The organism is Thalassospira sp. CH_XMU1458 (assembly GCF_037027205.1).
Lineage (GTDB): Bacteria > Pseudomonadota > Alphaproteobacteria > Rhodospirillales > Thalassospiraceae > Thalassospira > Thalassospira tepidiphila.
The window spans coordinates 1179985-1204109 of the sequence record NZ_JAYMDW010000002.1; the positions used below are offsets into that span (position 1 = coordinate 1179985).

The following is a 24125-nucleotide window of genomic DNA, read 5'->3' on the forward strand; positions in this document are numbered from 1 at the left end:
TACCGGGTCGTCACCGCAATATTTGGTTGATCTCCCTGGTACAGAACGCATGACAAGGGTCAAAAACTCCCAATGATACGGGTCGAAAACATCGCCAAGAATTTCGGCGGCATTCAGGCAGTCGATGGCGTATCGCTATCCATTGAAAAAGGTTCCATCACCGGCCTGATCGGGCCGAATGGTGCCGGTAAAACAACATTGTTCAACATTATTGCGGGCGTCTTTCCGCCGTCTTCGGGGAAGATCTTCCTGGATGACGAAGACGTAACCCACCTTGAACCGCACGAACTTTTCCACAAGGGCCTTTTGCGAACCTTCCAGATTGCGCACGAATTCTCGACACTGAGTGTGCTGGACAATCTGATGGTGGTTCCGGGCAACCAGCCAGGCGAACAATTGCGCCATAGCTGGTTTAATTATTCCCGCGTCAAAGAAATGGAAGCCCAAAATTACGAGCGTGCGCTTGAGGTGATCGATTTCCTTGAGATTGACCATATCAAGCATGAGTTGGCGGGCAATCTTTCCGGTGGTCAGAAGAAACTGCTGGAACTGGGCCGCACCATGATGGTCGAACCCAAGATCGTCTTCCTTGATGAAGTTGGTGCCGGCGTGAACCGTACGCTGCTTAACACCATTGCGACCTCGATCAAGCGCCTTAATGAAGAGCGCGGCTATACCTTCTGCCTGATCGAGCATGACATGGATTTCATTGCCAGCCTGTGTGATCCCGTGATCGTCATGGCCGAGGGCAAGGTCCTGACCGAGGGCACGATCGAAGAGGTCAAGAATAACGAGGAGGTCATCGAGGCCTATCTCGGCACAGGTCGCAAGCATGAACGGAAGGTGCCGTCATGAGTTTCTTAAGCGCAACCGGCATGACCGGCGGCTATGGCGGCAGTGATATCCTTCATGACTGCACGATTACCGTTGAAAAGGGCGAGATCGCCGTTGTTGTCGGCCCCAATGGTGCCGGCAAATCCACCGCGATGAAGGCAGTGTTTGGCATGCTGAACCTGCGGCAAGGATCAGTGGTTCTGGATGGCAAGGACATTACCAACCTTGCCCCGCAGGAACGCGTGCCCGAGGGTATGGGCTTTGTACCCCAGAACCGCAACGTGTTCGTTTCGATGACGGTCGAGGAAAACCTCGATATGGGGGCCTTCATCCGCAAGGACGACAAGATCGAGGAAACCAAACAACAGATTTTCGATCTGTTCCCGATCCTTGGCGAAAAACGCAATCAGCCCGCAGGCGAGCTTTCCGGTGGTCAGCGCCAGCAAGTCGCGGTTGGTCGGGCACTTATGACCCAGCCAAAGCTGCTTATGCTCGATGAGCCGACCGCGGGTGTTTCGCCAATCGTGATGGATGAATTGTTCGACAAGATCGTCGAAGTCGCCAGAACCGGCGTCGCCATTCTGATGGTTGAACAAAATGCCCGTCAGGCGCTTGAGATCGCCGATCACGGTTTTGTCCTGGTGCAGGGACGCAACCGGTTCACCGATACGGGCGAAGCCCTTCTCGCCAACGAAGAAGTTCGCCGCTCCTTCCTGGGCGGCTAAGTGGGGACTTGAATGGAAATTCTTAACGCACTCGCGCTGTTTACCAATTTTGTGGTCGTTCCGGCGACTGCCTATGGTGCACAGCTCGCCCTTGGGGCGCTTGGCGTCACACTTATTTTCGGCATCCTGCGCTTTGCGAACTTTGCGCATGGCGAGTTGATGTCATTTGGCACCATGATCACGATTTTGGTCACCTGGTTCCTGCAAAATATGGGCATTTCTATCGCCCCCTTCCCGACCGCCCTTCTGGCTTTGCCGATCGGGGTACTGGCCGCCATCAGCATGGCGCTTGTCATGGATCGGATGGTGTTTCGGTTTTATCGCAAGCAGCGCTCAAACCCGATTGTCTTTGCCATTGTGTCGGTCGGCGTGATGTTCCTGATTGCCGGTATTATCCGCATTGTCATCGGCCCGGCGGATCAAAGCTTTGCCGATGGCGAACGCTTTATTATTGGCGCAATTGATTCACGCCGCGCCTTGGGCCTTGATGAAGGTATTGCGATCAAGCAAAGCCAGTTGATCACGGTTGTTGTCACCGCCATTGTCGTTGCCTGGCTGTTCTGGTTCTTGCAGAAAACCCGATCGGGCAAGGCCATGCGCGCCTATTCCGATGACGAGGATCTGGCACTGCTTTCGGGGATCAACCCGGAACGTGTGGTGATGATCTGCTGGGTTATTGCCGCGGCACTGGCAGCCATTGCCGGCACGCTATATGGCCTTGACAAGACCTACAAGCCGTTCATCTTCTTGCAGATCCTGCTTCCGATCTTTGCCGCCACCATTCTGGGCGGCATCGGGCAACCGGTCGGCGCGATTTTGGGCGCGTTCATTGTTGCCTTCTCCGAGGTGACGGTGACCTATGCCTTCAAGAAGTTCCTGACCTATCTTGGCCCGACGGATTGGGCGCCGGACGGGCTCGTGCAACTTCTGTCGACGGACTACAAGTTTGCAGTCTCCTTCATCATTCTGGTCGCAGTTCTTCTGATCCGGCCAACCGGTATTATTCGTGGGAAAGTGATATGACGAAGAGAGTTGCGCTCCTATATGGCCTGATGTGCCTGGTGTTGATCGCGATCGGCTTTCTTCAAAGCTGGAACGTCGCCTTTGGCATTTTCAATCTTTGTGTGATCTCTGCGGTGATGGCGCTCGGCGTCAATATGCAGTGGGGCTATGCCGGCCTGTTTAATGTAGGTGTAATGGGCTTTACCGCCCTTGGTGGCCTTACCGCCGTTCTGGTCTCAATGCCGCCTGTGGGCGAAGCCTGGGCTGCTGCTGGCGGGGATATTGCCCTTTCCTTGCTGAGCCTTGCGGCGACCATTGTTGCAGTCATTTACGCCCGCCGCTTTGTTCACCCGGCATTGAAGCTTCCGGTCACGCTTGTTCTTTTGCTGGCGGGCTACTTCCTGATCGGGGTGTTCTTTGGTCCGGCGACCGATGCGATTGAAAGAATCGACCCGGCACTAAGCGGTTATCTTGGTGGTGCAGGCTTGCCCGTTCTTGTTGCGTGGCCGCTTGCCGGTTTGGTGGCCGCCGGTGGCGGCTGGCTGATTGGGCGGATCGCGCTTGGCCTGCGGGCGGATTATCTGGCGATTGCCACCCTTGGTATTTCCGAGATCATCATTGCGATCATCAAGTATGAAGAATGGCTGTCGCGTGGGGTTAAAAACGTCACCGGCATTCCGCGTCCGGTGCCCTATGAAGTCGACCTGATCGAAAGTGAATGGTTCATCAGCCTGGCCAATTTCTTTGGTGCTGCCGAGATTTCCGATGCCGCCAGCCTGTTTGTCAAACTGTGCTATGCGGTGCTGTTTGTCATCGTGCTTGCGATCATCATGTGGTTTGCCGAACGCGCACTGAAGTCGCCGTGGGGCCGCATGATGCGCGCCATTCGTGACAACCGCGATGCGGCGGCCGCGATGGGCAAGGATGTCAAACGTCGCCACCTGCAGACCTTTGTTCTGGGCTGTGCGGTGTGCGGGATTGCCGGTGCGATGCTGACCACCCTTGATGGGCAGTTAACGCCAACCAGTTACATTCCGCTGCGCTACACCTTCCTGATCTGGGTGATGGTGATCCTCGGTGGCTCGGGCAACAACTGGGGCTCGATCCTCGGCGGCTTTATCATCTGGTTCCTCTGGGTCGAGGCAGAGCCGTTTGGCAACTGGTTCATGTCAACGATCACCGCCCCGCTTGGCGAAGGATCGGAGCTTGCCCAGCACCTCGTCGCCGGTGCGGCCTATATGCGTTACCTGATGATGGGGGCGATCCTTTTGATCGTCATGCGATTTGCGCCAAAGGGGCTGATCCCCGAGGCCACCAACCGATCAACGGCAATGACGCGGTCTTCCTGACCAAACATTCAAAAGCGGGGCGGATACAATGCAGTATCCGCCCGTTTTTTTTATGCGTCGAACCCTTCGCAAAATCCGAAAACACCGCAAGAACGTGAAAGCCACGCGACGCTGATTGTGGCCTATTGGTTGTTACCGGATATGCCCCATATATCCGCAAATCCCATGATTGGTCCCCGCGCGCTGCCAACCTGCGTGACCAGTTCTGCGTCACCCGTCACCCTTCGTGCCACCAATGCCTTTGCACGTGCTGTTTTGAAAGCCCCGATGATGACAGCCCTTTTATTCGTGATCGTCACCGCCTGCTGGGGATTTACCTGGTATGCGATCAAACTTCAGATCGGACCGATTCCGGTCGAAATTTCGATCTTTTATCGCTTTGCGCTGGCCGCGGTCGTTTTGTGCGGCTTCCTGTTGATAACGCGCAAATGGCGGCCGGTGCCATGGCACGCCCATCCGTGGATCGTGCTTTTGGGCTGCGGGCTGTTTGGCATCAACTTTATCCTGATGTATTCGGCGACCGGCTATATCGCCAGCGGCATTGTTGCGGTGATCTTCACCACCTCGACCATTTTCAATGCGCTGGGGAACTGGGCATTTTACGGCAACCGGCCGGGCTTGCGTTTTGTCTTTGGCGCAGCATTCGGGCTTGCTGGCATCGCCTGTCTGTTTGCCAATCAGATCTATGCCCTGTCGCACAACGCCAATGCCATCACGGGCATGCTGCTTGCGCTTGGCGGTACGGCGGTGTTTAGCTGCGGCAACATGGTGTCGGTCAAACTCAACCGCATGGGCATTCCCAACCGCGATGCGGTCGCGCGCGGCATGATCTATGGCACGGTGTTGCTGTTTATCTTTGCCATGTTTCGCGGCCAGACCCCGGTCATGCCGACCGATCCGATCTATATCGGTGGTTTGCTGTATCTCGCCATTCCGGGCTCGGTCGTGGCCTTCATAGCCTATCTCGCACTGATCAACCGGGTTGGAGCAGGACGAGCGGCCTATGTCACCGTCCTGTTCCCTGTTGTGGCGCTCACGGTTTCAACCTTCCTTGAAGGCTATGTCTGGACACCGATCGGGGCAACCGGGCTTGCAATGGTGTTACTTGGCAACATCACGATCTTTGCGCGGCTTCCGAAGTTCATTGGTATGAGGAATAAAACCCTCGCGGCGGAATAGGACACCTGATTGTCTGATGATTAAAACGGGGCCGCTTGGGCCCCGTTTTTTGATCCCACCTTCAGGTCCGAAACTGGCGAGCAGCCAAAAACCAATCCGCCTAACCTTCGTTGGTCACCAACAGATCGACGGAGCCCGCGATGCTGCCCCATGAAAACACCACACGTTTGATATCGCTTGATATGGAACTGGCTTGCCGCCCGAAACTTCGCGGCATTAATGGCCCGAGAAACCTCTCATCCGCTGGTGGCTTACAACCCAAACAACTGCCCACCCAGCCGATGGACCGCATCAGTTGGTTGATGCTGATCTCGCTATCGATCCTGTGGGGTGGGTCGTTTTTCTTCACCGAAATCGCGCTTGTCGATCTGCCGCCCCTGACGCTTGTGCTGTGCCGGGTGTCGATTGCGACCATGGTTCTGTGGTGGGTGGTATTGTTGCGCGATATCGCGATACCGCGCGATCCGAAATTCTGGGTGGGCGTTGCCGTGATGGGCGGGCTTAACAACTTGATACCCTTTTGCCTGATTGTCTGGAGCCAGACACAAATCACCAGCAGCCTTGCCGCCATCCTGAATGCCACCACCCCGCTTTTCACCCTGCTGATTGCTCATATCGCAACAGACAGCGAAAAGCTGACCTTGCGCAAAACCATTGGTGTGCTGATCGGGTTTGGCGGCGTGATCGTGATTTTCGGCCTGCCGACATCTGGCAACACGATGGGCCTGCTTGCGCCGGGTGCCGTATTGCTTGCCGCATTCAGTTATGGTTGTGCCGGGGTGTTTGGCAGACGTTTCGCCACCACCCCGCCGATCCTGACGGCGGCCGGCATGACAAGTGCATCCAGCCTGATGCTCCTGCCGCTTTCGATCATCGTTGATCAGCCCTGGCACCTGCCGGTTCCGACCACCAGCACCATCCTTGCCGTGCTGGGCTTTGCAACGCTGAGCACGGCGCTCGCCTATATCCTCTATTTCGCCATCCTCAAACGTGCCGGGGCAAGTAACCTTCTGCTGGTTACCTTCCTAATCCCGGTCAGTGCGATTTTGCTGGGGGTTGGGTTCCTTGGCGAGGTCCTTTTGGCGCAGCACATGATCGGAATGGCAGTTATCGGGTTTGGTTTGCTTGTTATTGACGGGCGGATTTTATCTCGCCCCAAGCCAGCTCAGCCCGTCACGCCAACCAAATAAGAAAGGCCGGAATTTTCCGGCCTTTCTTTATGCATCAGTGATCAAAATATTCGGCAGTCTGCATATCCTTGATCAGGCCAATCTCACGCGGCAGCCAACCAAGCACCTGCTGCGTGCGACCGCTGGAGGCACAGCAATCAAGCTCGGCAAAATGGCTGAACCAGCCAAAATAGTCCTTTGCATGTTCACGCGATAAGGACTTGAACGGCAGACCAAGACCGACACTGATCGTATGGGCGATGTCGGCGAAGGCAACGCCTTCCTCCCCCACGGCATGATAGGCCGGTTGGCTGGCGTGGTCTTCGATGGCAAGACGATAGGCACGTGCTGCATCCAAACGATGCACCGCAGGCCACAGGTTATCGCCATCCTCGATACAGGCAACAAAGCCCTTTTCGCGCGCCAGATTGATCAGAAGCGGCACAAAACCATGATCACCCGCCCCGTGGACCGACGGCGGCAAGCGCATCACCGATGCATTGACACCCTTGGCGACAATGTTTGCCACGGCTTCTTCGGTGGCCTTGCGCGGGATATCGGCGGTTACCGTATCGCTTTCGACCACCGGGCGGTCCGCACGCAACAGCCCAATGCCAGATGTGACAATCATCGGGCGGTTTGATCCGGCCAGAACCGATCCCATCGCCTCGATGACATGGCGGTCCTTTTCACAACTTTCGACAAAGCGGGTGAAATCATGATTAAAGCCGGTATGGATCACCGCATCACAGGATGCCGCCCCGCCTTGAAGACTGCCAAGGTCATCCAGATCACCGCGAAAGACGGTCGCGCCGACGGCAGCCAGTTTTTCGGCCCCGGCATCGCTGCGCGTCAGGCCGAGCACCGAATGCCCATGATCAAGAAGCTCCTTCACCACAGCTGATCCGACAAAGCCCGTCGCACCCGTTACAAAAACACGCATAGTCACTCCATCCCAATATCTGCAAAACAACCGGACCGCATCGCGTCCTGTTACGGCCACAATATCGCTTGCCATCTGGACGAACTATACGCATCAGTCCATGATATATTTTCATTCGTCCAGAAACAGGCCGCTATATGGATCCGCTCCACTCACACGTAGACCTGCCCCAAGGCTGTTATAGCCTCCTCAGCCGCAAGGCGCCGCTTGATCGCTGCTAACATGTGGTGAAACTTGGGAATTCCGCGGAACGACCAGATCGAGCGCTATGTTTGCGTGGCAGTGCCGCCGGTTCTCGGGAAGACAGATCCACAGCACTGGGTCAGCCCAGGTGCAAGCGGTTCCTTGAAAAACTTCGCCGGCAGGCTAGCGATCACCTTCTGCTGACCGCAGCCATCCGAACCTGCTGATGCGGGGAATTAAATCGAACACAAAAAAAGACCGCCACGATGGCGATCCCGATTAACTTCCGCATGGAATATCTCCGATTATTTTAAGTGAATTGGGGTCCTGTACCCATAGGCGAGCGAACCCGGAACGGGTATGCCGTCCAGTGATATGCCGTACCCGCCGTCGAAATCTTCTGATGTAATAGAAATCCCCATGCTTATTCGCGATTCTTTCCGCTTTGACACAGAGATACCACGCCAATAGTTCAATACGGAGACTGCTTTGATGTAGTGTCCACCACCCATGCCTCCGAATATCCCGTATGTGCCTGGCTCTGGATGTGAGTTGGCGATTACTGTCTCAGTGATCCGCCCTCTTTCTGATGGCGTGGCAATGTTGATACCAACGCCCTCACCTACTGCTCCGTCTGGAAAATCTGACTGTTCATAAATTTCAGTTATGAGAACGGACGAGACTTTGCAGTCGTCCCCATTGATCTGAACACCAAAAGCATAGCGTTCATCTGACACGCCAGAAGTACCTGATATTACGCCGCCTTTTATCGTAATATCGTTGGCTGAGGCCCAAACGCCCATATATCGATTTCTGATGTAGTTAACGCCATCGGATACCGACCCAGATCCTTCCAGCTTTGCCCCGACCCTGAACCCGGATATCTTGCCTGTCTTCTTAGTGTCATATAAGCGGGAGCCAGCCCCCATAAGCTTGACGCCGTAGTCCCATTCGTTCCCCTTGTTTGAAGAGCGTATCGCATGCCCATTCAAATCAAGATGCGCAGATTCCGTGAAAATGAGTCCGTCACCAGACGCGACATTAATATCTGACGTCAAAATATAGCTGCCACTGCCATAAATTCCGCTTTTGTCAATTTCTCGGATGGCAGGCTCGCAACCAGAAAGGAAAAGCAGCCAGAAACAAGTCAAAATGAATTGGCGCAAGGTTCATTTTCTCGTTAGTGATGTGAATTATGTAGCTTACCCCGACACACCTTTAAATAGCAAATCCATCCGCTTAGATTCCAGTGACCAAGGCCAAAAAGGCGGCGTGTCTAGTGAATCCAGATGAGTTAGCGTCGGATGCAACATGGCTGGTGGTAATTGGCGTTAGTGTAACAGAAAGAGGATTGGCGAATACAGACCGTCTGAAATTTGGTGAATGTCTAAGCAATATGCTGAAGCAATCAAACCGCTCGTTTTGTCCAAGGCGAAGTTTAAACTATAAGAGATTGCAGTCCTTTCGTAGGACATATCGACGCCATTTCCTGTGCTAAACTAAGGCAAAGCGGAGATGGCTTGTTGCTTCTCACCTATTACCTTATTGATCAGCATGATCAAAACAGACTTTTACGAGCAAGAATTATTCGGACTGATCATCTGCAAGATTATATGTTACTTTTCTGACCGGTGTAGACTTAGACTTGTACGTCGCCAAATAGAACAGGTTTCTGATCCTTTCCCGCTTTGGCTCCCAAGTTCCCGAGTTCACGTTTTTAGCAACGCTTACCATACCATCACTACCAGTCGACGTTGACTCTGGATCAGCCCCTGTGACCAGCCCTACCACCGAACGCTAATGATCAAGAAGCTCCTTCACCACAGCTGATCCGACAAAGCCCGTCGCACCCTTTACAAAAACACGCATAGTTACTCCATCCCAATATCTGCAAAAACTACCTGCCCGCATCGCGGCCCGTTGCGGCCACAATATCGCTTGCCTTCTGGACGAACTATACGTATCAGTCCATGATATATTTTCATTCGTCCAGAAACAGGCCGCTATATGGATCCGCTTTCCGATATCCTGTCCCTGCTCCGCCCCGACAATTACCTGTCGGCCGGATTTGACATTGCCGCACCCTGGGCGATCCAGTTCCCCGATCAGGGGCAAAACATCAAAACCGCCGCCGTGGTTGAGGGTGACTGCTGGATCTCGGTGGATGGGGTACCGGACCCCGTGCATCTGCAAACAGGCGACTGCGTCTTGTTGCCGCACGGCAAGGCGTTCTTGATGGGAAGCGATCTTGATGTGCCACCGATGCTGGCCGGAACAACGTTCAAGCCAAGCGGCTATGGCGTCATTCGCACACTGAATGGTGGCGGGGATTGCGTGGTGGCCAGCAGCCGATTTGGCCTTCACGGGCCGCAGGCCGACTTGCTGCTGGCGATGTTGCCGCCGCTTGTGGTCATTCGTAATCGCGATGAAAGCGAAGCGCTTCGCCATTGCATCGAACGCACCATGACTGAGATGCGCAAAACCGATCCGGGCAGCAAACTGGTTTTGCAACATCTGGCCCACATGATGCTGATCCAGGTGTTGCGCATGTACATGAATGACGACGCCAAGGGGGTTGGCTGGTTCTTCGCCCTTGCCGACCCGCAAATCAGCAAGGCCATATCAGCCATCCATGCCGATCCGGCGCACAACTGGACTGTGGAAAGCCTTGCAAAATGCTCCGGCATGTCCCGGTCCGCCTTCGCCGCCAAGTTCAAGGAACGCGTTGGCGAAAGCCCGATGGGCTATTTGACCCGTTGGCGGATGATGCTGGCCGGCGAAAGACTGACCTCATCGCGCGAACCGATATCCCAAATCTCGCTCAGTTTGGGATATGAGTCCGAGAGTGCCTTTAGCACAGCGTTTAAGCGCGTGATGGGTTGCCCTCCAAGAAGCTATTGCAAGGAAGGCTTGCCCCGGTCAGACGTCAAAATGACTTGAACACCCAAAGCACAAAGCACTGAGACCAAACAAGCCCCACACCAAGGGTTGCAGGGCTTGTTTCGAAGATAGAGGCCGATCAGAGTTTATCCTTGGGCAGCCCTGATCCTGCGCACCGATTGCCCAGAAATACCCCAATCATCAAGTGATACTTCATCAATTACGACAAAGGTCGTGGCGGGTGACTTGTTCAGGACGTTCTGAAGCAGATCAGTTACGCCCTTGATCAGTTGGGCTTTTTCCTCTGGCGTTGGGCCGGTTCCATCCGGCCCGCCTTCGCGGGTGACCTTGATATTGACGTACGGCATTGCTCAGTCCTCCTTTGCGCGATACGCGAAAACCTTGGTGATCACCTTCCATCCGTCATCGGTATGGATCAGTGTCAGCAGATCCTGATAATCCCGGCCCATCATGGTCATGCGGGCTTCGACCAGGCCCATCTGCCTGCCCGTCAGGGATACCCGGTCAACGCTTTCACGGCGCGGATCACCGCGTTTGGCCGGGGGTTCACGGTTATCGATCCGCGTCATGTACGCCTCAAGATCCATGAACTCGTGATTGCCGTCCGTCGCATTGACATAGGCAAGTTCTGGGTGGAACACGGTGCGTAGGATTGCACTGTCAGAGTGATAAAGCCCTTCGAAATAGCGCTCCATCAACGCGTCGATCCTCAATTCATCAGAAGATTTCATCACACAAGCCCTTCGGCCTTCATCGCAGCCAGCGTTGCCGGACGGGCCTGAATGCGCGCAACAAACGTCGCAAGGTTCGGCCAGTTGCCCAGATCGATTTCCTTGAAATTCGACCAGTTCGCCAGAACAAAGGTATAGGCATCAGCAACGGAGAACCGGTTTTCAACAAGGTACTCGCGGCCATCTGCCAATACGCTTTCAAGATAATCGAACTTGGTTCCGACCTTTTGCTTGGCCGCAAGCTGTTCCGCCGCGCTCGCCCCATCGGTGAAAAGCGGCCCCCAGGATTTATGCAATTCCGCCGCCGCAAAGTTCAGAAACTGTTGCAGGCGCGCGCGTGCGACCGAACCGGGCTTTGGCGAAAAGGCACGGTCCGGGTGGGTATCAGCGATGTATTGCAAGATCGCGACACCTTCGCTGAGGTAATCCCCCGTTTCGATCTCAAGGGCGGGGACATAGCCATTCGGGCTGATTTCGCGGTATGTGCGGCCAGTTTCGGTCAGCCCTTTCGCAACATCAACGCTTTCGATGTCAAACTTGGCCCCCACTTCATGTAACATGATGTGGCTGGCAAGCGAACATGCACCGGGCAAGTAATAGAGTTTCATGCGTAGCTCCTTTGGTTTGATCAATGATGCCTTAATGCCAAACCAGACGAGCAATTGATAATATCGACTTTTCATAGTAATGATCTATAAATCAGATCATCTTGAGGCATACATGAACCTCGAACAACTCATCGCCGTTGACGCGGTTGTCAGCACCGGCACCTTTCGCGGGGCTGCGGATCGCCTGAACAAGGCGCAATCGGCCATCAGCCATCAGGTGCGCAAACTTGAAGACGAGCTGGGCTTTGCCATTTTCTCACGCGAAGACTACCGACCCCGCCTGTCATCAGAGGGCGAGGTCTTCCTGCGCGAAGCCACCCGCGTGCTCGATCAATTCCAGCAACTTCAGGCCACCGCACAGGAGCTGCGCAGCACACAGGAACCGCTGGTGCGCATTGCACTGACCGCAACCATGTCGCTGGAGCCCATCCTTAAAATCCTCGGTGAAATCGGCGATAAATTCCCCAATACCCACATCGCGGTTGCCACCGAAATGATGGGCGGTCCGCTGGCAAGATTGATGAAAGGCGATGCTGATCTGATTATCGCGGGGTTGGAGGGTGTCGATATTGATCACGTCGAAATCACGCCTGTCGGCACGGTAATCATCCGCCCCGTCGCCCATCGCAGCTTCCCCGTGGCCGGGCGCAGCGGCATGCGATCGCGCATGGAAATGCAAAGCTATGTGCAGGTCATTGTCTCGGGCACCGGTGGCCCGGATTACGATCAGTCGCGCGATGTACTTGCCGGTGGACGGCGCTGGACCGTTTCAGACTTCGCGACCAAGAAATCGGTCATCATGAATGGCCATGGCTGGGGCGGCCTGCCCGAACACATGATCGCGGATGAACTTAAAAGCGGCGAACTGGTAGCGCTCAACATCGCAGATTTTCGCCCACGCCACACTGAAGTCTTCGCCATAAGACGGCGGGATCAGGCAATGGGTAGGGTGCAAGGCAAGATTTGGCGGGCACTTCAGACACAAGCTAGAGTGAGTTAGGTTAGACCGTTCTGATTAACGCGGCCGAGGGAATTGTAAAAAACAGCCTTTGGGCTGCTTTTTATCCTTGGGCGGGGCCCGGCGGACCATCGCCCGATGGGCGATGTCTCTCGAAAGCTGCGTGCTTCGCTTTCTCGCGAACCCTTGTTTTTTTTTTGGGGGGGTCAAGCCCTCTCCGAGGATACAAATGAAATAAGCCCTGCATCAGGGATGCAGGGCTTATTTAATTGGTAGCCGAGGAGGGACTTGAACCCCCGACACGCGGATTATGATTCCGCTGCTCTAACCAGCTGAGCTACTCGGCCACAAGGAAATTTGTGGTGTTCCGGTGCGCTTGGAACGAGGCGGTTTTTAAGTCAGGGAGCCGTCCCCGTCAAGCGCCTTTTTGACGATTTTGTCAAAAAACATCTTAGTAAAACTTCTGGTGAAACTGGCGGGCGAGGAACATGCGCCCTCGCCCGTCCTATTCGTTAATCGGGCAATCCCGATCAGGCGGCACTTGCCGTGTTGCCGATCAGCTCTTCGCGGGTGATCCAGCCACCGCCAAGCACGCGTTCGCCCTGATAGAACACGCCGGCCTGCCCCGGCGCGATGCCGAACTGGGCATCGTGCAGTTCAATGCGGGCTTCGCCGGATGCTTCCGGGTAGACAGTTGCCGTGGTCGGCTGCATGGCCGAGCGCAGTTTGACTTCGACCTCGACCCCGTTTTCATCGATCTGATCGCCATCAAGCCAGTTAAGCTCGCGGACATAGACCAGTTTCTTCGCCAAAGCCGCCTTGGGCCCGACAATGACCTGACGCTTTTCGGGCGAGAGTTTGACGACATAAAGCGGTTCTGCCGTACCCCCGATATTAAGACCACGCCGCTGCCCGACCGTGTAATGGATCAGGCCGCGGTGATCGCCCAGCACATTGCCATCAAGATCAACGATCTCGCCGGGTTCGCCTGCCTCTGGACGCAGCTTTTCGACAAGACGGGCATATTTGCCATCCGGGACAAAGCAGATGTCCTGACTGTCGGGCTTATCGGCAACTTCAAGGCCGAACTTGGCGGCAAGCGCACGGGTTTCCGCCTTGCTCATCAAATGCCCCAACGGGAAGCGCAGGAAATCAAGCTGTTCCTGGGTCGTGGTGAACAGGAAGTAGCTTTGATCGCGGTTGGGATCGGCGGCACGGTGCAGTTCGGCCCGGCCATTAGCACCCAGTTTCCGCTGCACGTAATGGCCGGTCGCCATGCAATCGGCACCGAGGTCATAAGACGTTTCAAGCAGATCGCGGAACTTGACGGTCTGATTGCATTTCACGCACGGGATCGGGGTTTCACCGCGCATGTAGCTGTCGGCGAAATCATCGATCACTTCTTCGCGGAAGCGTGATTCGTAATCGAGCACGTAATAGGGAATGTCGATATCCTCGGCCACTTTGCGCGCATCATAGATATCGCGCCCGGCACAGCAGGATTTCGCACGGGTGGGCGCATTGGCCCCCATATCATAAAGCTGAAGCGTGATGCCCACCACGTCATAGCCTTCTGATTTCAGAAGGGCTGCAACGGCAGAGCTATCAACCCCGCCCGACATGGCAACAACCACGCGGGTATCTTCCGGGGCTTTATCAAAGCCAAGAGAGTTCATGTTTCTCACCCATCCGTGGGTCAAGGCCACGGCGACAAGAGGTTAATCCAAAAAGGCAACGGGCGGCTTAGCCGCCACCCGCAAAATATCGTTCGGGCTTATATAGGCGATCTTGGCCTATTTTGCCAGATCAAGTCCCATCTGCCAAAAATCGGCTTCAAGGCGGCTTGCCATGGTAAAGGTTTCCACCAGTCCTTCGAGGCGGCGATGCCCACCACGCGTGGCAACTGTGTGTTCAAGCAACTCGATCTCGGCCTTTGCCACATCCTGGAATTCGTCGGACGCATACATTTCAATCCACGCCCGGTACGGATTGCCGTCAAGCACAGTATCAGAACTTGCCATCAGGCGGTTTGCGATTTCGGCATAGCCCACCATACAGGGCATCAGGGCCACCTGCAGGTCCACCACATCGCCCTGATGACCACGATCAATCACATAGCGGGTATAGGTAATGCACGCCCGTGCCTCGGCCTCTGCGACGATATCGGCCTCGGACAGCCCCCAGCCTTTGCAGAAGTCGAGATGCAGGCTCATTTCCATATCAAGGATGGCATGCACGGTGCCGGAAAACTGGCGCATGGCATGCAGGTCTTCGGCCTTATAGGCCGCCAGCGCATAGGCGCGCGCAAACTGGATCAGGAACAGGTAATCCTGAATGAGGTAATGCTTGAACGCGGCTTCGGGCAATGTGCCATTGCCAAGCTGTTTGACGAAGTCATGGCAGACGTAGCTTTGCCAGGCTTCGGGTGCGCAGGTGCGCAATTTGCCAAACAGACTGTCGACGGGGATGATGTCGGTGAAGGTGGCGGGTTTGCTCATGCTGGTCCCTTCCCTGTTTATTCATGGTGGCTCAAACAAAAACGGACCAGCCCGCGTGTTGCAGGCTGGTCCGCATTTTCGTGATCAGGGTGCAGGCCGTTTGGCGCACATCACACTCATCGAAATCAGTCGTCGCGCTCGTCGATCCAGGCCATCTGGATGGCTTCAAGAATCTTCTCGTTCGACTTCGAAGGATCGTCTTCAAAACCTTCAAGCTCGGTGACCCATTTGTGCAGGTCGGTAAAGCGAAGGTTGAGGTTATCCTTGTCCGGATGGGCTTCCTCAAGCTCGATCGCGATGTCCTGAATGTCTGTCCAACGCATATCCGTCTCCTTTGACACCGGGCGGCAATGCGCCCGGTCAGCAGAAGGTGAAACTTACTTGTCGACCATCATGTTGCGGGTCGCGGACGGAAGTTTGACACGCAGACCGTCGAGCTCGTCGCTCATGATGATCTGGCAGCCAAGACGCGAGGTCTCGGTCAGGCCAAAGGCAAGGTCAAGCATGTCTTCTTCGTCTTCGGACGGTTCATCAAGCTTGTCAAACCAGTCATCTTCAAGAATGACGTGGCAGGTCGAACATGCCAGCGAACCTTCGCAGGCACCTTCAAGGTCAATGCCGTTCTTGTGGGCAGCTTCCAGAACAGACAGGCCGTCGGCGACTTCGAATTCCTTTTCGGTGCCATCCGGCTCGACAAAAACGATCTTAGGCATTTGTGCCTTTCTCCTCGGTAATACTTTTCGTTCGATCTCTGTTTATGCGCCCCGCGATACGGGTCGCTTATCCGGCCTGACCTTGGCGGTTGTCGGGGACAATCGCCGCAGTTCGCCGGTTTGTCAATTCCACCGGTGTCGATTAATTCACTTCCTAGTGAACTTCATCGACATTTTGCCCGGCAAGTGCCTGGCGGATCCGGCTATCCATACGGGCCTCGGCAAACGGGCGGGATGCATTTTCAAGCGCCTCGGCGGCGTCATTGATCGCATCGCGGTTATCGCCTGCGGTGGCCGTTTCAAGATTGGCAATCGCCTGTTTGATATTGGCCTCGTCTTCCTTGGTCAGAAGCGCACGGTCAGCATTCATTGCGGCATTGACCGCCAGGATGTTGCGACGGGCTTCGACGCGGGCCTCGGTCAGGACACGCATTTCCATGTCTTCGCGGGCATGGACCATGCTATCGCGCAGCATGGTCGCCATATCAGACTCATTGATGCCATAGGTCGGCTTGACCGCGACTTCCTGTTCGGTACCGGTGGTTTCTTCGCGGGCCGAGACGGTCAGAAGGCCGTCGGCATCGACATTGAACTGAACGCGGATGCGCGCAGCGCCAGCTGCCATTGAGGGAATACCGGTCAGAGCAAAGCGCGCAAGCGAGCGGCATTGATTAACCATTTCGCGTTCGCCCTGCACCACATGGATCATCATGGCCGACTGGCCATCCTGATAGGTGGTGAATTCCTGTGCCTTGGTCACCGGGATCGGCGTGTTGCGGTCAATGACCTTTTCAACAATCCCGCCCATGGTTTCAAGCCCCAGCGACAGCGGCGTGACATCGAGAAGAAGGTTATCCGAGCCGCCCGTCAAAGCCTCTGCCTGAAGGGCGGCACCAAGGGCGACAACTTCGTCCGGATCGATGTCAGACAGCGGTTCCTGTTCAAACAGATCGGCCACCGCCTTTCGCACAGCTGGCACACGGGTAGAACCACCAACCAAGACGACACCCTTGACGTCTTCGGGCAAGACATCGGCGTCGTCAAGCACCTGTTCAGTGATGGCGGCCGTGCGGGCAACCAGCTTGGCGATCATCGCATCAAACTGATCACGCGTTACGGTGTGTTTGGTGTCCGTGCCATTGAGTGCAACGGTGACTTCGACACTGTCCCGATCGGTCAGGCTTTCCTTGACCGTCCGGGCGGCCTTCAGCAGGCGTTTGGCGTCCGATGCATCAAGATCATCGGTGGCACCGCCATCCTTGCGTTCCGCCAGAAGATGTTCGGCAATGGCATGATCGAAATCATCGCCACCAAGGGCGGCATCACCACCGGTCGCCTTCACCTGGAAGACGCCCTTTTGCATTTTCAGAAGCGAGATATCAAAGGTCCCGCCGCCAAGGTCATAGACGGCATAAAGCCCCTCTGCCCCGTTATCGAGGCCATAGGCAAGGGCAGCAGCGGTCGGTTCATTGACCAGACGCAGGACTTCCAGACCGGCCAGTTTGGCGGCATCCTTGGTCGCGGTGCGCGCCCCGTCATCGAAATAGGCAGGCACCGTGATCACGGCCTTTTCGACCGGTTTATCAAGGCTTTCTTCGGCACGGGCACGCAATGCGCGCAGGATATCTGCCGAAACCTCGACCGGGGTTAAAACCCGGTTACCGACATTCAGGCGCACCATCATCGGTTCGCCGTTTTCGGTTTCGGATTTTTCCGGGACTTCGACGTGATACGGCAGCGTACCGGCAACCGATTTGACGTCCTCCAGACCACGGCCCATCAGACGTTTGACCGAGGAAACCACACGGCTGGCATCCGAATTGATCTGATCACGGGCGGCTTCGCCGACAACCGGCGTGTCATCGCCGTAATAGACGACAGAGGGCACAATCGCATTGCCACCGGATTTATCGCGGAGAACTTCAGGCTTTTCCGAGTTCGAGATTGCAACCACCGAGTTGGTGGTTCCAAGATCGATCCCGACAGCGATCTGGCGTTCGTCCTCATGCGGGAGGGGTGTTTCGCCCGGTTCGTGGATTTTTAGCAGAGCCATTCTTACGTCCAGTTTTTTCTATGATCAGGCAGCGGCAAGGCGCGATTTCTTCGCGCGCGCTTCCTCGGTCATTTTCATCAGATATCTTAAACGGGTGGCCAGTTTCTTGGCCGCGTCAAAGGATTGGCTGTCAAAGGCGGCACCCAGATCATTTTCACAGGCACGCGCCTGTTTGCGGGTGTCCTTGATGATGGCATCGATGGTGATTTTATCCTTGGCATCGTCAAGGGCTTCACGCATTTCCATCGCTTCCATCAGCAGTTCCGGATCATTGACGGTATGGCCTTCGCCGCCTTCTGGCTCGTGCCCGGCCTGACGCAGCATATAATGTGCGCGCGCGACCGGATTTTTCAGCGTCTCGAAAGCTTCGTTGAGGCTGGCGGCCTGTTGCGATGACAGGGCCTGTTCGCGGCCGGACTTGGACGCGAACCGGTCGGGATGGAGCTTTTGTTGCTGCTTGAGGTAGGTCGCTTCCATCGCATCGACATCAACGTCGAAGGAACGCTCCAGACCAAAGCGGGTAAAATGATCCAGCTGGCCGGGGGCCTGAATGGCGTTGCAGGTTTCGCAAAACATTGCGCTTGCGGCGACCGGCCCCTTGCAGGACCAGCAAACCTTGTGCGCAGGTTGTTCGGTATTGCTCACGCGATGCACTTCCGAGGATTAAAAGACAAAAACAAATCAGTTCAAAAGGCGATGCGTGACCATCACCTGGTCACGTCACCCTTTTCAGGCGATGGCCCCGGCGATCTCGCCAGGGCCATAACCATTCAGAAAGCAGGGAAAGCCCGGCCTGATCAAACGTGGAAGGATTCCCCGCAACCACAACGACCTTTTTCGTTGGGGTTCCGGAAAACAAAGCCTTCCTCCATCGTGTTGACCTCGTAATCCATCTCTGTGCCAAGCACGAACATGATGGCTTTGGGGTCGATCAGGATTCTCACGCCGTCGTCAAGTTCGACAACTTCTTCGAAGCCATCGGCACCATCGGCATATTCCAGCGTGTAGGACAGGCCCGAGCACCCTTTGCTGCGCACACCAAGCCGAATGCCGTGCGAAGGTTTCCCGCGGCTATCAAGCAGCGCCTTGATGTGATCAAGAGCGACCGGTGTGACAGAAATTGGTGACGGTAGAGCCATTTTATTCTCCCAAGATTCCGAAAACGATGGGGAGTGGGCGCTGCTTATTCAGCAGCGTCCACTTCCGCTGCGCCGTTTTTGGTTTTGTAGTCGCTGATTGCGGCTTTGATCGCATCTTCAGCCAGGATCGAGCAGTGGATCTTGACCGGCGGAAGTGCAAGTTCCTCGGCAATCTGCGAGTTTTTGATCGAACCGGCTTCGTCAAGCGACTTGCCCTTGACCCATTCGGTGATCAGCGAGCTTGAAGCAATCGCCGAACCACAGCCAAAGGTCTTGAACTTCGCATCTTCAATGATCCCTTCCGGGGTCACCTTGATCTGCAGCTTCATGACGTCACCACATGCCGGTGCGCCGACAAGGCCGGTCCCGACAGAGGTTTCGTTCTTGTCCATGGAGCCGACATTGCGCGGGTTTTCGTAATGGTCGATCAGCTTTTCACTATAAGCCATGATAGGAATCCTCCTAAAAAGTCCTGAGTCTCTCTCACGAGACAGAATACATATCGAATGTGTCGATAGTACGTTTTCGGTCGTTGTCGTTCTTAGTGTTCAGCCCATTCGATCGACTTGATGTCGATGCCTTCCTGCGCCATTTCCCAAAGCGGGCTCATTTCGCGCAGACGCTCAACTGCGGTGCAGATGGCATCAACGGCTTCATCAAGCTCTTCCTTGGTGGTGTAGCGACCAATGCCAATACGAAGGGATGTATGGGCCAATTCTTCGTCAACACCAAGAGCACGCAGAACGTAAGACGGTTCCAGCGACGCCGAGGTGCAGGCAGAGCCCGACGACACGGCAATGTTCTTGATGTCCATCAGAAGGCTTTCACCTTCGACATAGGCAAACGAAATGTTCAGGTTGCCACTGACACGGACGTGTTCGTCACCATTGACATAGATGTCTTCGAGACGGTCACGGAAACGCTGAAGCGTGTAGTCACGCAGCTTTTCGATACGTGCGTTTTCTTCGGCCATTTCGTTGCTAAGAATGTCGCACGCCTTGCCAAGACCAACGATCAACGGGGTCGGAAGCGTACCGGAACGCATGCCGCGTTCCTGACCACCACCGGTGATCTGTGCGATCACACGAACGCGCGGACGACGGCGAACATACAGCGCACCGATGCCTTTGGGGCCATAGATCTTGTGACCGGAAATCGACATCAGGTCGATTTTCATGTCATCAACATCAAGGTCGATCTTGCCAACCGCCTGCGCACAGTCGGTATGGAAGAAGACTTTGCGTTCGCGACAGATTTCACCGATTTCCTTGAGCGGCTGAATGACACCGATTTCGTTGTTCACACCCATGACGGACACGAGTGCGGTTTCATCGGTGATGGCAGCCTTGAGTTCTTCAAGGTCGATCAGGCCGTTTTCCTTAACGCCAAGATAGGTCACTTTGTAACCTTCCTGCTCAAGGTGGCGGGCACTGTCGAGCACGCATTTATGCTCGGTGACAACCGTGATCAGGTGCGGCTTTTTCTTGCCATAGAACTTCATCACACCTTTGAGGGCGAGGTTGTTTGACTCCGTCGCACCCGAGGTAAAGATGATTTCCTTGGCCGACGCGCCAATGATCTTGGCAACCTGACCGCGTGCAACTTCAACCGCGTCCTCGGCTTCCCAGCCAAAGCTGTGGTTGCGCGAATGCGGGTTACCGAATTTCTCGGTGAAGTACGGCAGCATTGCCTCGACAACCCGCGGGTCGGTCGGCGTCGTCGCCTGATAGTCCAGATAGATCGGCTTTGCTTTAAGCTCGTTCATTTTAAAGGCTTCCTCACTCACTCTTTCTCAGGCAGCGTGACGCGCTTTCTTGCGCGCTGCATTACCCCTCATCCGGCTCCAAACGCGGATAAATGTATCAATGTCTTCGTTGGTGCTATCCAGCCCCAGACTGACCCGAATGGCCGATCCGGGCTCGGTAACACCCATTTCCCTAAGCACGTGGCTTTCACGTACCTTGCCTGATGAACAGGCTGATCCCGAACTGATGGCAACACCTGCCAGATCCATTGCCATGACCTGGGTTTCCCCGGGCATTCCTGGCAGGATCAGGCAACTCGTATTCACCAGTCGCTCCGTTCCCTTGCCGGCGATCAGAAGCTCAGGCGCCTCTGATGCCAATTCCGTTTCCAGGCGATCACGCATCTGCGCGATATCCGCCATCCTTGCCATGTTGGCCTCGGCACGTTTGGCGGCGGCATCAAAGCCTGCAATCCCGACAACGTTTTCCGTGCCACCACGGCGGTATTTTTCCTGCCCGCCACCCCGGATTTGGGGGACCAGCATCACGCCCGGCGCAATCGCCAGCGCGCCAATTCCTTTTGGACCGCCGATCTTGTGGGCCGAGATCGACACCATATCGACCAGCAAGCGCCCCATATCGACCGGCAACCGGCCCAGCGCCTGAACAGCGTCGCAATGGACCTTGGCACCATATTCGCGCGCCAGCAGACCAACCTTGGCAACCGGCTGAATGACGCCGGTTTCGTTATTGGCCAGCATGACCGAAACCAGAACCTTTTGCCCGGCGTCAGATGCGTCTTTGAGCATCGCTTCAAGGGCATTCAGGTCAATCACGCCATTTTCATCCACCGGGATGCGTTTGGCGTCCGGTCTTGCTTCGATGACCGAAGGATGTTCGACCGCACTGGTAAATACGGTGACATCTTCCAACCCGTTCAGTGCCAGATTGTTGGCCTCAGTACCGCCACTGGTGAAGATGATCCGTTCTGAATCACCGCCCAGCAGATCGGCAATGGTGCGTCTGGCATGATCAACGATCTTGCGGGCCGCACGGCCACTGGCATGAACCGAAGACGGATTACCTGCAACATCCATCGCAGCGATCATGGCCTGCTTTGCATCTTCGCAAAGCGGCGCGCTGGCGTTGTAGTCGAGATAAACCTGGTCGGTCATCAGTTTAAAATCATCCTTATTCGCATCTGCCCTCGATATAGAGGACCAACTACTGTGCCGCAACCTGTGACGGCTCTTCGATCTGGGTCGTTTTACCCGGGAACGTCCGAAGCGTCCCCGCCACGTTGCGATCCACCACATCGGCAAGACTGACAGAGGCCAGATAAAGATAAATCTGGTTGCCGAGTTCTTCCCACAGTTCGTGGGTCAGACAACGGCCCTTGTTGGTCTTGCAGCCTTTTGGCGAACCGGACTTGCAACGGGTTGCACGGATTGGCTCATCAACCGCCAGAATGACATCGGCAACACGGGTTTCAGTGGCATTGCGTGCAAGCAAATATCCGCCACCCGGGCCGCGCACAGAACGGACCAGACCGCCCTTGCGCAATTTGCCAAACAGCTGTTCAAGATAAGAAAGCGAAATTTCCTGGCGGTCCGCAATATCTGCAAGCGCGACCGGTCGGTCCTTGCTGCTTTCAGCGAGATCGACCATCGCCATAACGGCATAGCGGCCTTTGGTACTCAGCTTCACGGTGCGTCCTCCTGCCTTGCTTTGGGGTTAACCCCGAGCGGGCTTTTCATTCATGTTGCGCGGTGGCGCGTATTCTATTCCGATGATGCGACGATACGGGGCTTTTCCGGTGTGACATCAGATTTACCTTTTTCACCCTCAAGGGCGACCACCTTGTTGCGCAAAGTTTCGACCTCACGGCCAAGTTCTTCAAGCGCACGGGCAACCGGATCAGGCAGATCGCCAAGCGGCGTACCATAGGCACAGAACCGATCATCCTGTTCGCGGCGGACGATCTTGGCCGGGATGCCGACCACGGTTGCACCTTCGGGCACTTCACCCAGAACCACGGCGTTGCCGCCAACACGTGCATTCTTGCGCACGGTAAACGGCCCAAGGATTTGCGCGCCGGACCCGACAATCACACCATCCTCAAGGGTCGGGTGACGTTTCAGGCCGCGCTGGCCGTCGCTATTGACACTTGGCGATGTCCCGCCAAGGGTAACGCCTTGATACAGTGTGACATCATCGCCGATCTCTGCGGTTTCGCCGATCACGACACCCATGCCATGGTCAATAAAGAAGCGCTTGCCAATCGTCGCACCCGGGTGAATTTCGATCCCGGTCAACCAGCGCAAAATCTGCGACAGGAAGCGTGCCGTCAGGCGAAAACCGCGCTGCCACAGCCAATGTGTCCCGCGATAGCCCATGATCGCATGAAACGCCGGATAGCTGATCACGACTTCCCAACGGGATCGCGCCGCAGGGTCACGGGCGATCATCGCGTCAATTTCCTGACGAATTAGCTTGAACATGGGGCGGTCCACTGTGTAATTAGTACCTTCGATTCCCGGCAGCCACGCCCAGCCCCGTCCTTGCACATAAGCAATTGTCGGGTTCGACAGGCACCATCGGGTTAGCCGGAATATAGGATAACCGAGTAACTTGGTCAAGTATTTGCCCAAAGCAATTTATGCGCAAACACGAAAAAACTTACAAAAACACTCGGATATTTTTGTTACACACATCTTTCCATTCGTGGACAGGAGCAGTCTGATCCATGCCTGAGGTCATTTTTAACGGCCCCGAAGGTCGCCTTGAAGGTCGCTACCACCATAACGGCGCTGACGATTCGCCCATCGCACTTATCCTCCATCCGAACCCGCAACAGGGTGGCACAATGAATAACAAGTTGTGCTTCAACATGTTCAACATGTTCAAGGATCGCGGCTATTCCGTCATGCGGTTCAACTTCCGTGGCGTCGGCCGCTCGCAGGGCGTATTCGATCAGGGGATCGGCGAACTGTCTGATGCGGCATCCGCACTTGACTGGATGCAGACCTATAACGCCAATGCACGTGCAACCTGGGTTGCCGGTTATTCGTTCGGTTCCTGGATCGGCATGCAGCTTTTGATGCGCCGTCCGGAAATTGACGGATTTATTTCGGTCGCAGCCCCGGCAAGTGAACATGACTTCACCTTCCTTGCCCCCTGCCCGTCATCCGGCATTCTGATCCACGGCACGCAGGACACCAACATTCCGGTCGCCTCGGTCAACAAGCTTGCCGACAAGCTCAATGCCCAGAAAGGCATTGAAGTTGACATGTGCGCGATTGACGGTGCCGATCACTATTTTGCCAAACAGCAAGACGAAGTGATCAAACACTCGATTGCCTATCTGGACAAGCGCGGCGCCTAAACCGCCCGCA

26 protein-coding genes and 1 tRNA gene are annotated in these 24125 nt (G+C 55.5%); 9 read left to right on the forward strand and 18 right to left on the reverse strand.

Translation table 11 applies throughout. The features are described 5' to 3' along the window. Window positions 1-72 precede the first annotated feature (72 nt). The 6 genes from WBY09_RS12925 to WBY09_RS12950 all read left to right on the forward strand — a co-directional run bounded on the left by WBY09_RS12925 (window position 73) and on the right by WBY09_RS12950 (window position 6279). Entirely contained in the window at window positions 73-855 is a 783-nt protein-coding gene (locus WBY09_RS12925) for an ABC transporter ATP-binding protein (RefSeq protein WP_286792311.1), read from the forward strand. Next, on the forward strand, window positions 852-1559 hold the full coding sequence (locus tag WBY09_RS12930; RefSeq protein ID WP_286792310.1) for an ABC transporter ATP-binding protein: 708 nt from the start codon (window positions 852-854) through the stop codon (window positions 1557-1559). The genes WBY09_RS12925 and WBY09_RS12930 overlap by 4 nt, the downstream gene beginning before the upstream one ends. 12 nt (window positions 1560-1571) lie before the next feature. Beyond that, entirely contained in the window at window positions 1572-2582 is a 1011-nt protein-coding gene (locus tag WBY09_RS12935; RefSeq protein WP_336232934.1) for a branched-chain amino acid ABC transporter permease, read from the forward strand. After that, window positions 2579-3910, forward strand: a complete 1332-nt coding sequence (locus WBY09_RS12940; protein WP_336232935.1) for a branched-chain amino acid ABC transporter permease — start codon at window positions 2579-2581, stop codon at window positions 3908-3910. The genes WBY09_RS12935 and WBY09_RS12940 overlap by 4 nt, the downstream gene beginning before the upstream one ends. Before the next feature lie 165 nt (window positions 3911-4075). Next, window positions 4076-5089, forward strand: a complete 1014-nt coding sequence (locus WBY09_RS12945; RefSeq protein ID WP_336232936.1) for a DMT family transporter — start codon at window positions 4076-4078, stop codon at window positions 5087-5089. A gap of 140 nt (window positions 5090-5229) precedes the next feature. Then, window positions 5230-6279 carry a DMT family transporter gene (locus WBY09_RS12950; protein WP_336232937.1) on the forward strand — a complete coding sequence of 350 codons (1050 nt, stop codon included), beginning with the start codon at window positions 5230-5232 and terminating at the stop codon, window positions 6277-6279. Window positions 6280-6313: 34 nt separating this feature from the next. On the opposite strand, the gene WBY09_RS12955 is transcribed toward WBY09_RS12950, so the two are convergent. Both WBY09_RS12955 and WBY09_RS12960 read right to left on the reverse strand, forming a co-directional pair. Next, window positions 6314-7201: an SDR family oxidoreductase gene (locus WBY09_RS12955; RefSeq protein ID WP_286792306.1), complete on the reverse strand. Its 888-nt coding sequence runs from the start codon at window positions 7199-7201 to the stop codon at window positions 6314-6316. Window positions 7202-7689: 488 nt separating this feature from the next. Then, entirely contained in the window at window positions 7690-8550 is an 861-nt protein-coding gene (locus tag WBY09_RS12960) for a hypothetical protein (protein WP_064782409.1), read from the reverse strand. Window positions 8551-9391: 841 nt separating this feature from the next. On the opposite strand from WBY09_RS12960, the gene WBY09_RS12965 reads away from it, so the two are divergent. Continuing rightward, a complete protein-coding gene (locus tag WBY09_RS12965) occupies window positions 9392-10324 on the forward strand; it encodes an AraC family transcriptional regulator (protein ID WP_286792305.1) in 933 nt (310 codons plus the stop codon). Window positions 10325-10410: 86 nt separating this feature from the next. On the opposite strand, the gene WBY09_RS12970 is transcribed toward WBY09_RS12965, so the two are convergent. From WBY09_RS12970 to gstA, 3 genes are read right to left on the reverse strand one after another with little or no spacing between them, the layout of a single operon-like run. Further along, window positions 10411-10632: a tautomerase family protein gene (locus WBY09_RS12970; protein ID WP_286792304.1), complete on the reverse strand. Its 222-nt coding sequence runs from the start codon at window positions 10630-10632 to the stop codon at window positions 10411-10413. 3 nt (window positions 10633-10635) lie between these two features. Continuing rightward, complete coding sequence (locus tag WBY09_RS12975; protein WP_286792303.1) at window positions 10636-11016, reverse strand: nuclear transport factor 2 family protein; 381 nt, start codon at window positions 11014-11016, stop codon at window positions 10636-10638. After that, a complete protein-coding gene (gstA, locus tag WBY09_RS12980) occupies window positions 11016-11624 on the reverse strand; it encodes a glutathione transferase GstA (RefSeq protein ID WP_286792302.1) in 609 nt (202 codons plus the stop codon). The genes WBY09_RS12975 and gstA overlap by 1 nt, the downstream gene beginning before the upstream one ends. Window positions 11625-11736: 112 nt before the next feature. Here gstA and WBY09_RS12985 point away from each other — a divergent pair, with 112 nt between their 5' ends. Continuing rightward, window positions 11737-12624 (forward strand): LysR family transcriptional regulator, encoded by an 888-nt coding sequence (locus WBY09_RS12985; protein ID WP_286792301.1) that lies wholly within the window; start codon window positions 11737-11739, stop codon window positions 12622-12624. Between the two features lie 228 nt (window positions 12625-12852). Here the strand turns inward: WBY09_RS12985 and WBY09_RS12990 are convergent. The 13 genes from WBY09_RS12990 to cysE form a co-directional block, all read right to left on the reverse strand. Beyond that, window positions 12853-12929 (reverse strand) — tRNA-Met (locus tag WBY09_RS12990). Window positions 12930-13112: 183 nt separating this feature from the next. After that, entirely contained in the window at window positions 13113-14258 is a 1146-nt protein-coding gene (mnmA, locus tag WBY09_RS12995; RefSeq protein ID WP_008890655.1) for a tRNA 2-thiouridine(34) synthase MnmA, read from the reverse strand. Window positions 14259-14375: 117 nt separating this feature from the next. Next, a complete protein-coding gene (gene tenA, locus WBY09_RS13000; RefSeq protein ID WP_336232939.1) occupies window positions 14376-15080 on the reverse strand; it encodes a thiaminase II in 705 nt (234 codons plus the stop codon). A gap of 125 nt (window positions 15081-15205) precedes the next feature. Continuing rightward, window positions 15206-15403 (reverse strand): Fe-S cluster assembly protein IscX, encoded by a 198-nt coding sequence (gene iscX / locus WBY09_RS13005; protein ID WP_008890653.1) that lies wholly within the window; start codon window positions 15401-15403, stop codon window positions 15206-15208. Window positions 15404-15457: 54 nt separating this feature from the next. Continuing rightward, complete coding sequence (locus WBY09_RS13010) at window positions 15458-15793, reverse strand: ferredoxin family 2Fe-2S iron-sulfur cluster binding protein (RefSeq protein ID WP_008890652.1); 336 nt, start codon at window positions 15791-15793, stop codon at window positions 15458-15460. A gap of 154 nt (window positions 15794-15947) precedes the next feature. Then, entirely contained in the window at window positions 15948-17846 is a 1899-nt protein-coding gene (hscA, locus tag WBY09_RS13015; RefSeq protein WP_336232940.1) for a Fe-S protein assembly chaperone HscA, read from the reverse strand. A 24-nt stretch (window positions 17847-17870) separates the two neighbouring features. Then, window positions 17871-18491, reverse strand: a complete 621-nt coding sequence (gene hscB, locus WBY09_RS13020) for a Fe-S protein assembly co-chaperone HscB (protein WP_336232942.1) — start codon at window positions 18489-18491, stop codon at window positions 17871-17873. A 152-nt stretch (window positions 18492-18643) separates the two neighbouring features. Continuing rightward, on the reverse strand, window positions 18644-18985 hold the full coding sequence (locus WBY09_RS13025) for a HesB/IscA family protein (RefSeq protein WP_008890649.1): 342 nt from the start codon (window positions 18983-18985) through the stop codon (window positions 18644-18646). Between the two features lie 44 nt (window positions 18986-19029). Next, the gene (gene iscU, locus WBY09_RS13030) at window positions 19030-19434 is read right to left on the reverse strand and encodes a Fe-S cluster assembly scaffold IscU (protein WP_008890648.1); all 405 of its coding nucleotides are present in this window, start codon (window positions 19432-19434) and stop codon (window positions 19030-19032) included. Window positions 19435-19526: 92 nt separating this feature from the next. Then, on the reverse strand, window positions 19527-20750 hold the full coding sequence (locus WBY09_RS13035; protein ID WP_063088290.1) for an IscS subfamily cysteine desulfurase: 1224 nt from the start codon (window positions 20748-20750) through the stop codon (window positions 19527-19529). Window positions 20751-20777: 27 nt separating this feature from the next. After that, window positions 20778-21905: a cysteine desulfurase family protein gene (locus tag WBY09_RS13040; RefSeq protein ID WP_008890646.1), complete on the reverse strand. Its 1128-nt coding sequence runs from the start codon at window positions 21903-21905 to the stop codon at window positions 20778-20780. Between the two features lie 49 nt (window positions 21906-21954). Beyond that, a complete protein-coding gene (locus WBY09_RS13045; protein ID WP_008890645.1) occupies window positions 21955-22437 on the reverse strand; it encodes an Rrf2 family transcriptional regulator in 483 nt (160 codons plus the stop codon). 74 nt (window positions 22438-22511) lie between these two features. After that, a complete protein-coding gene (gene cysE / locus WBY09_RS13050; protein WP_336232945.1) occupies window positions 22512-23231 on the reverse strand; it encodes a serine O-acetyltransferase in 720 nt (239 codons plus the stop codon). A 245-nt stretch (window positions 23232-23476) separates the two neighbouring features. On the opposite strand from cysE, the gene WBY09_RS13055 reads away from it, so the two are divergent. Further along, window positions 23477-24115 carry an alpha/beta hydrolase gene (locus WBY09_RS13055; protein ID WP_008890643.1) on the forward strand — a complete coding sequence of 213 codons (639 nt, stop codon included), beginning with the start codon at window positions 23477-23479 and terminating at the stop codon, window positions 24113-24115. Window positions 24116-24125 lie beyond the last annotated feature (10 nt).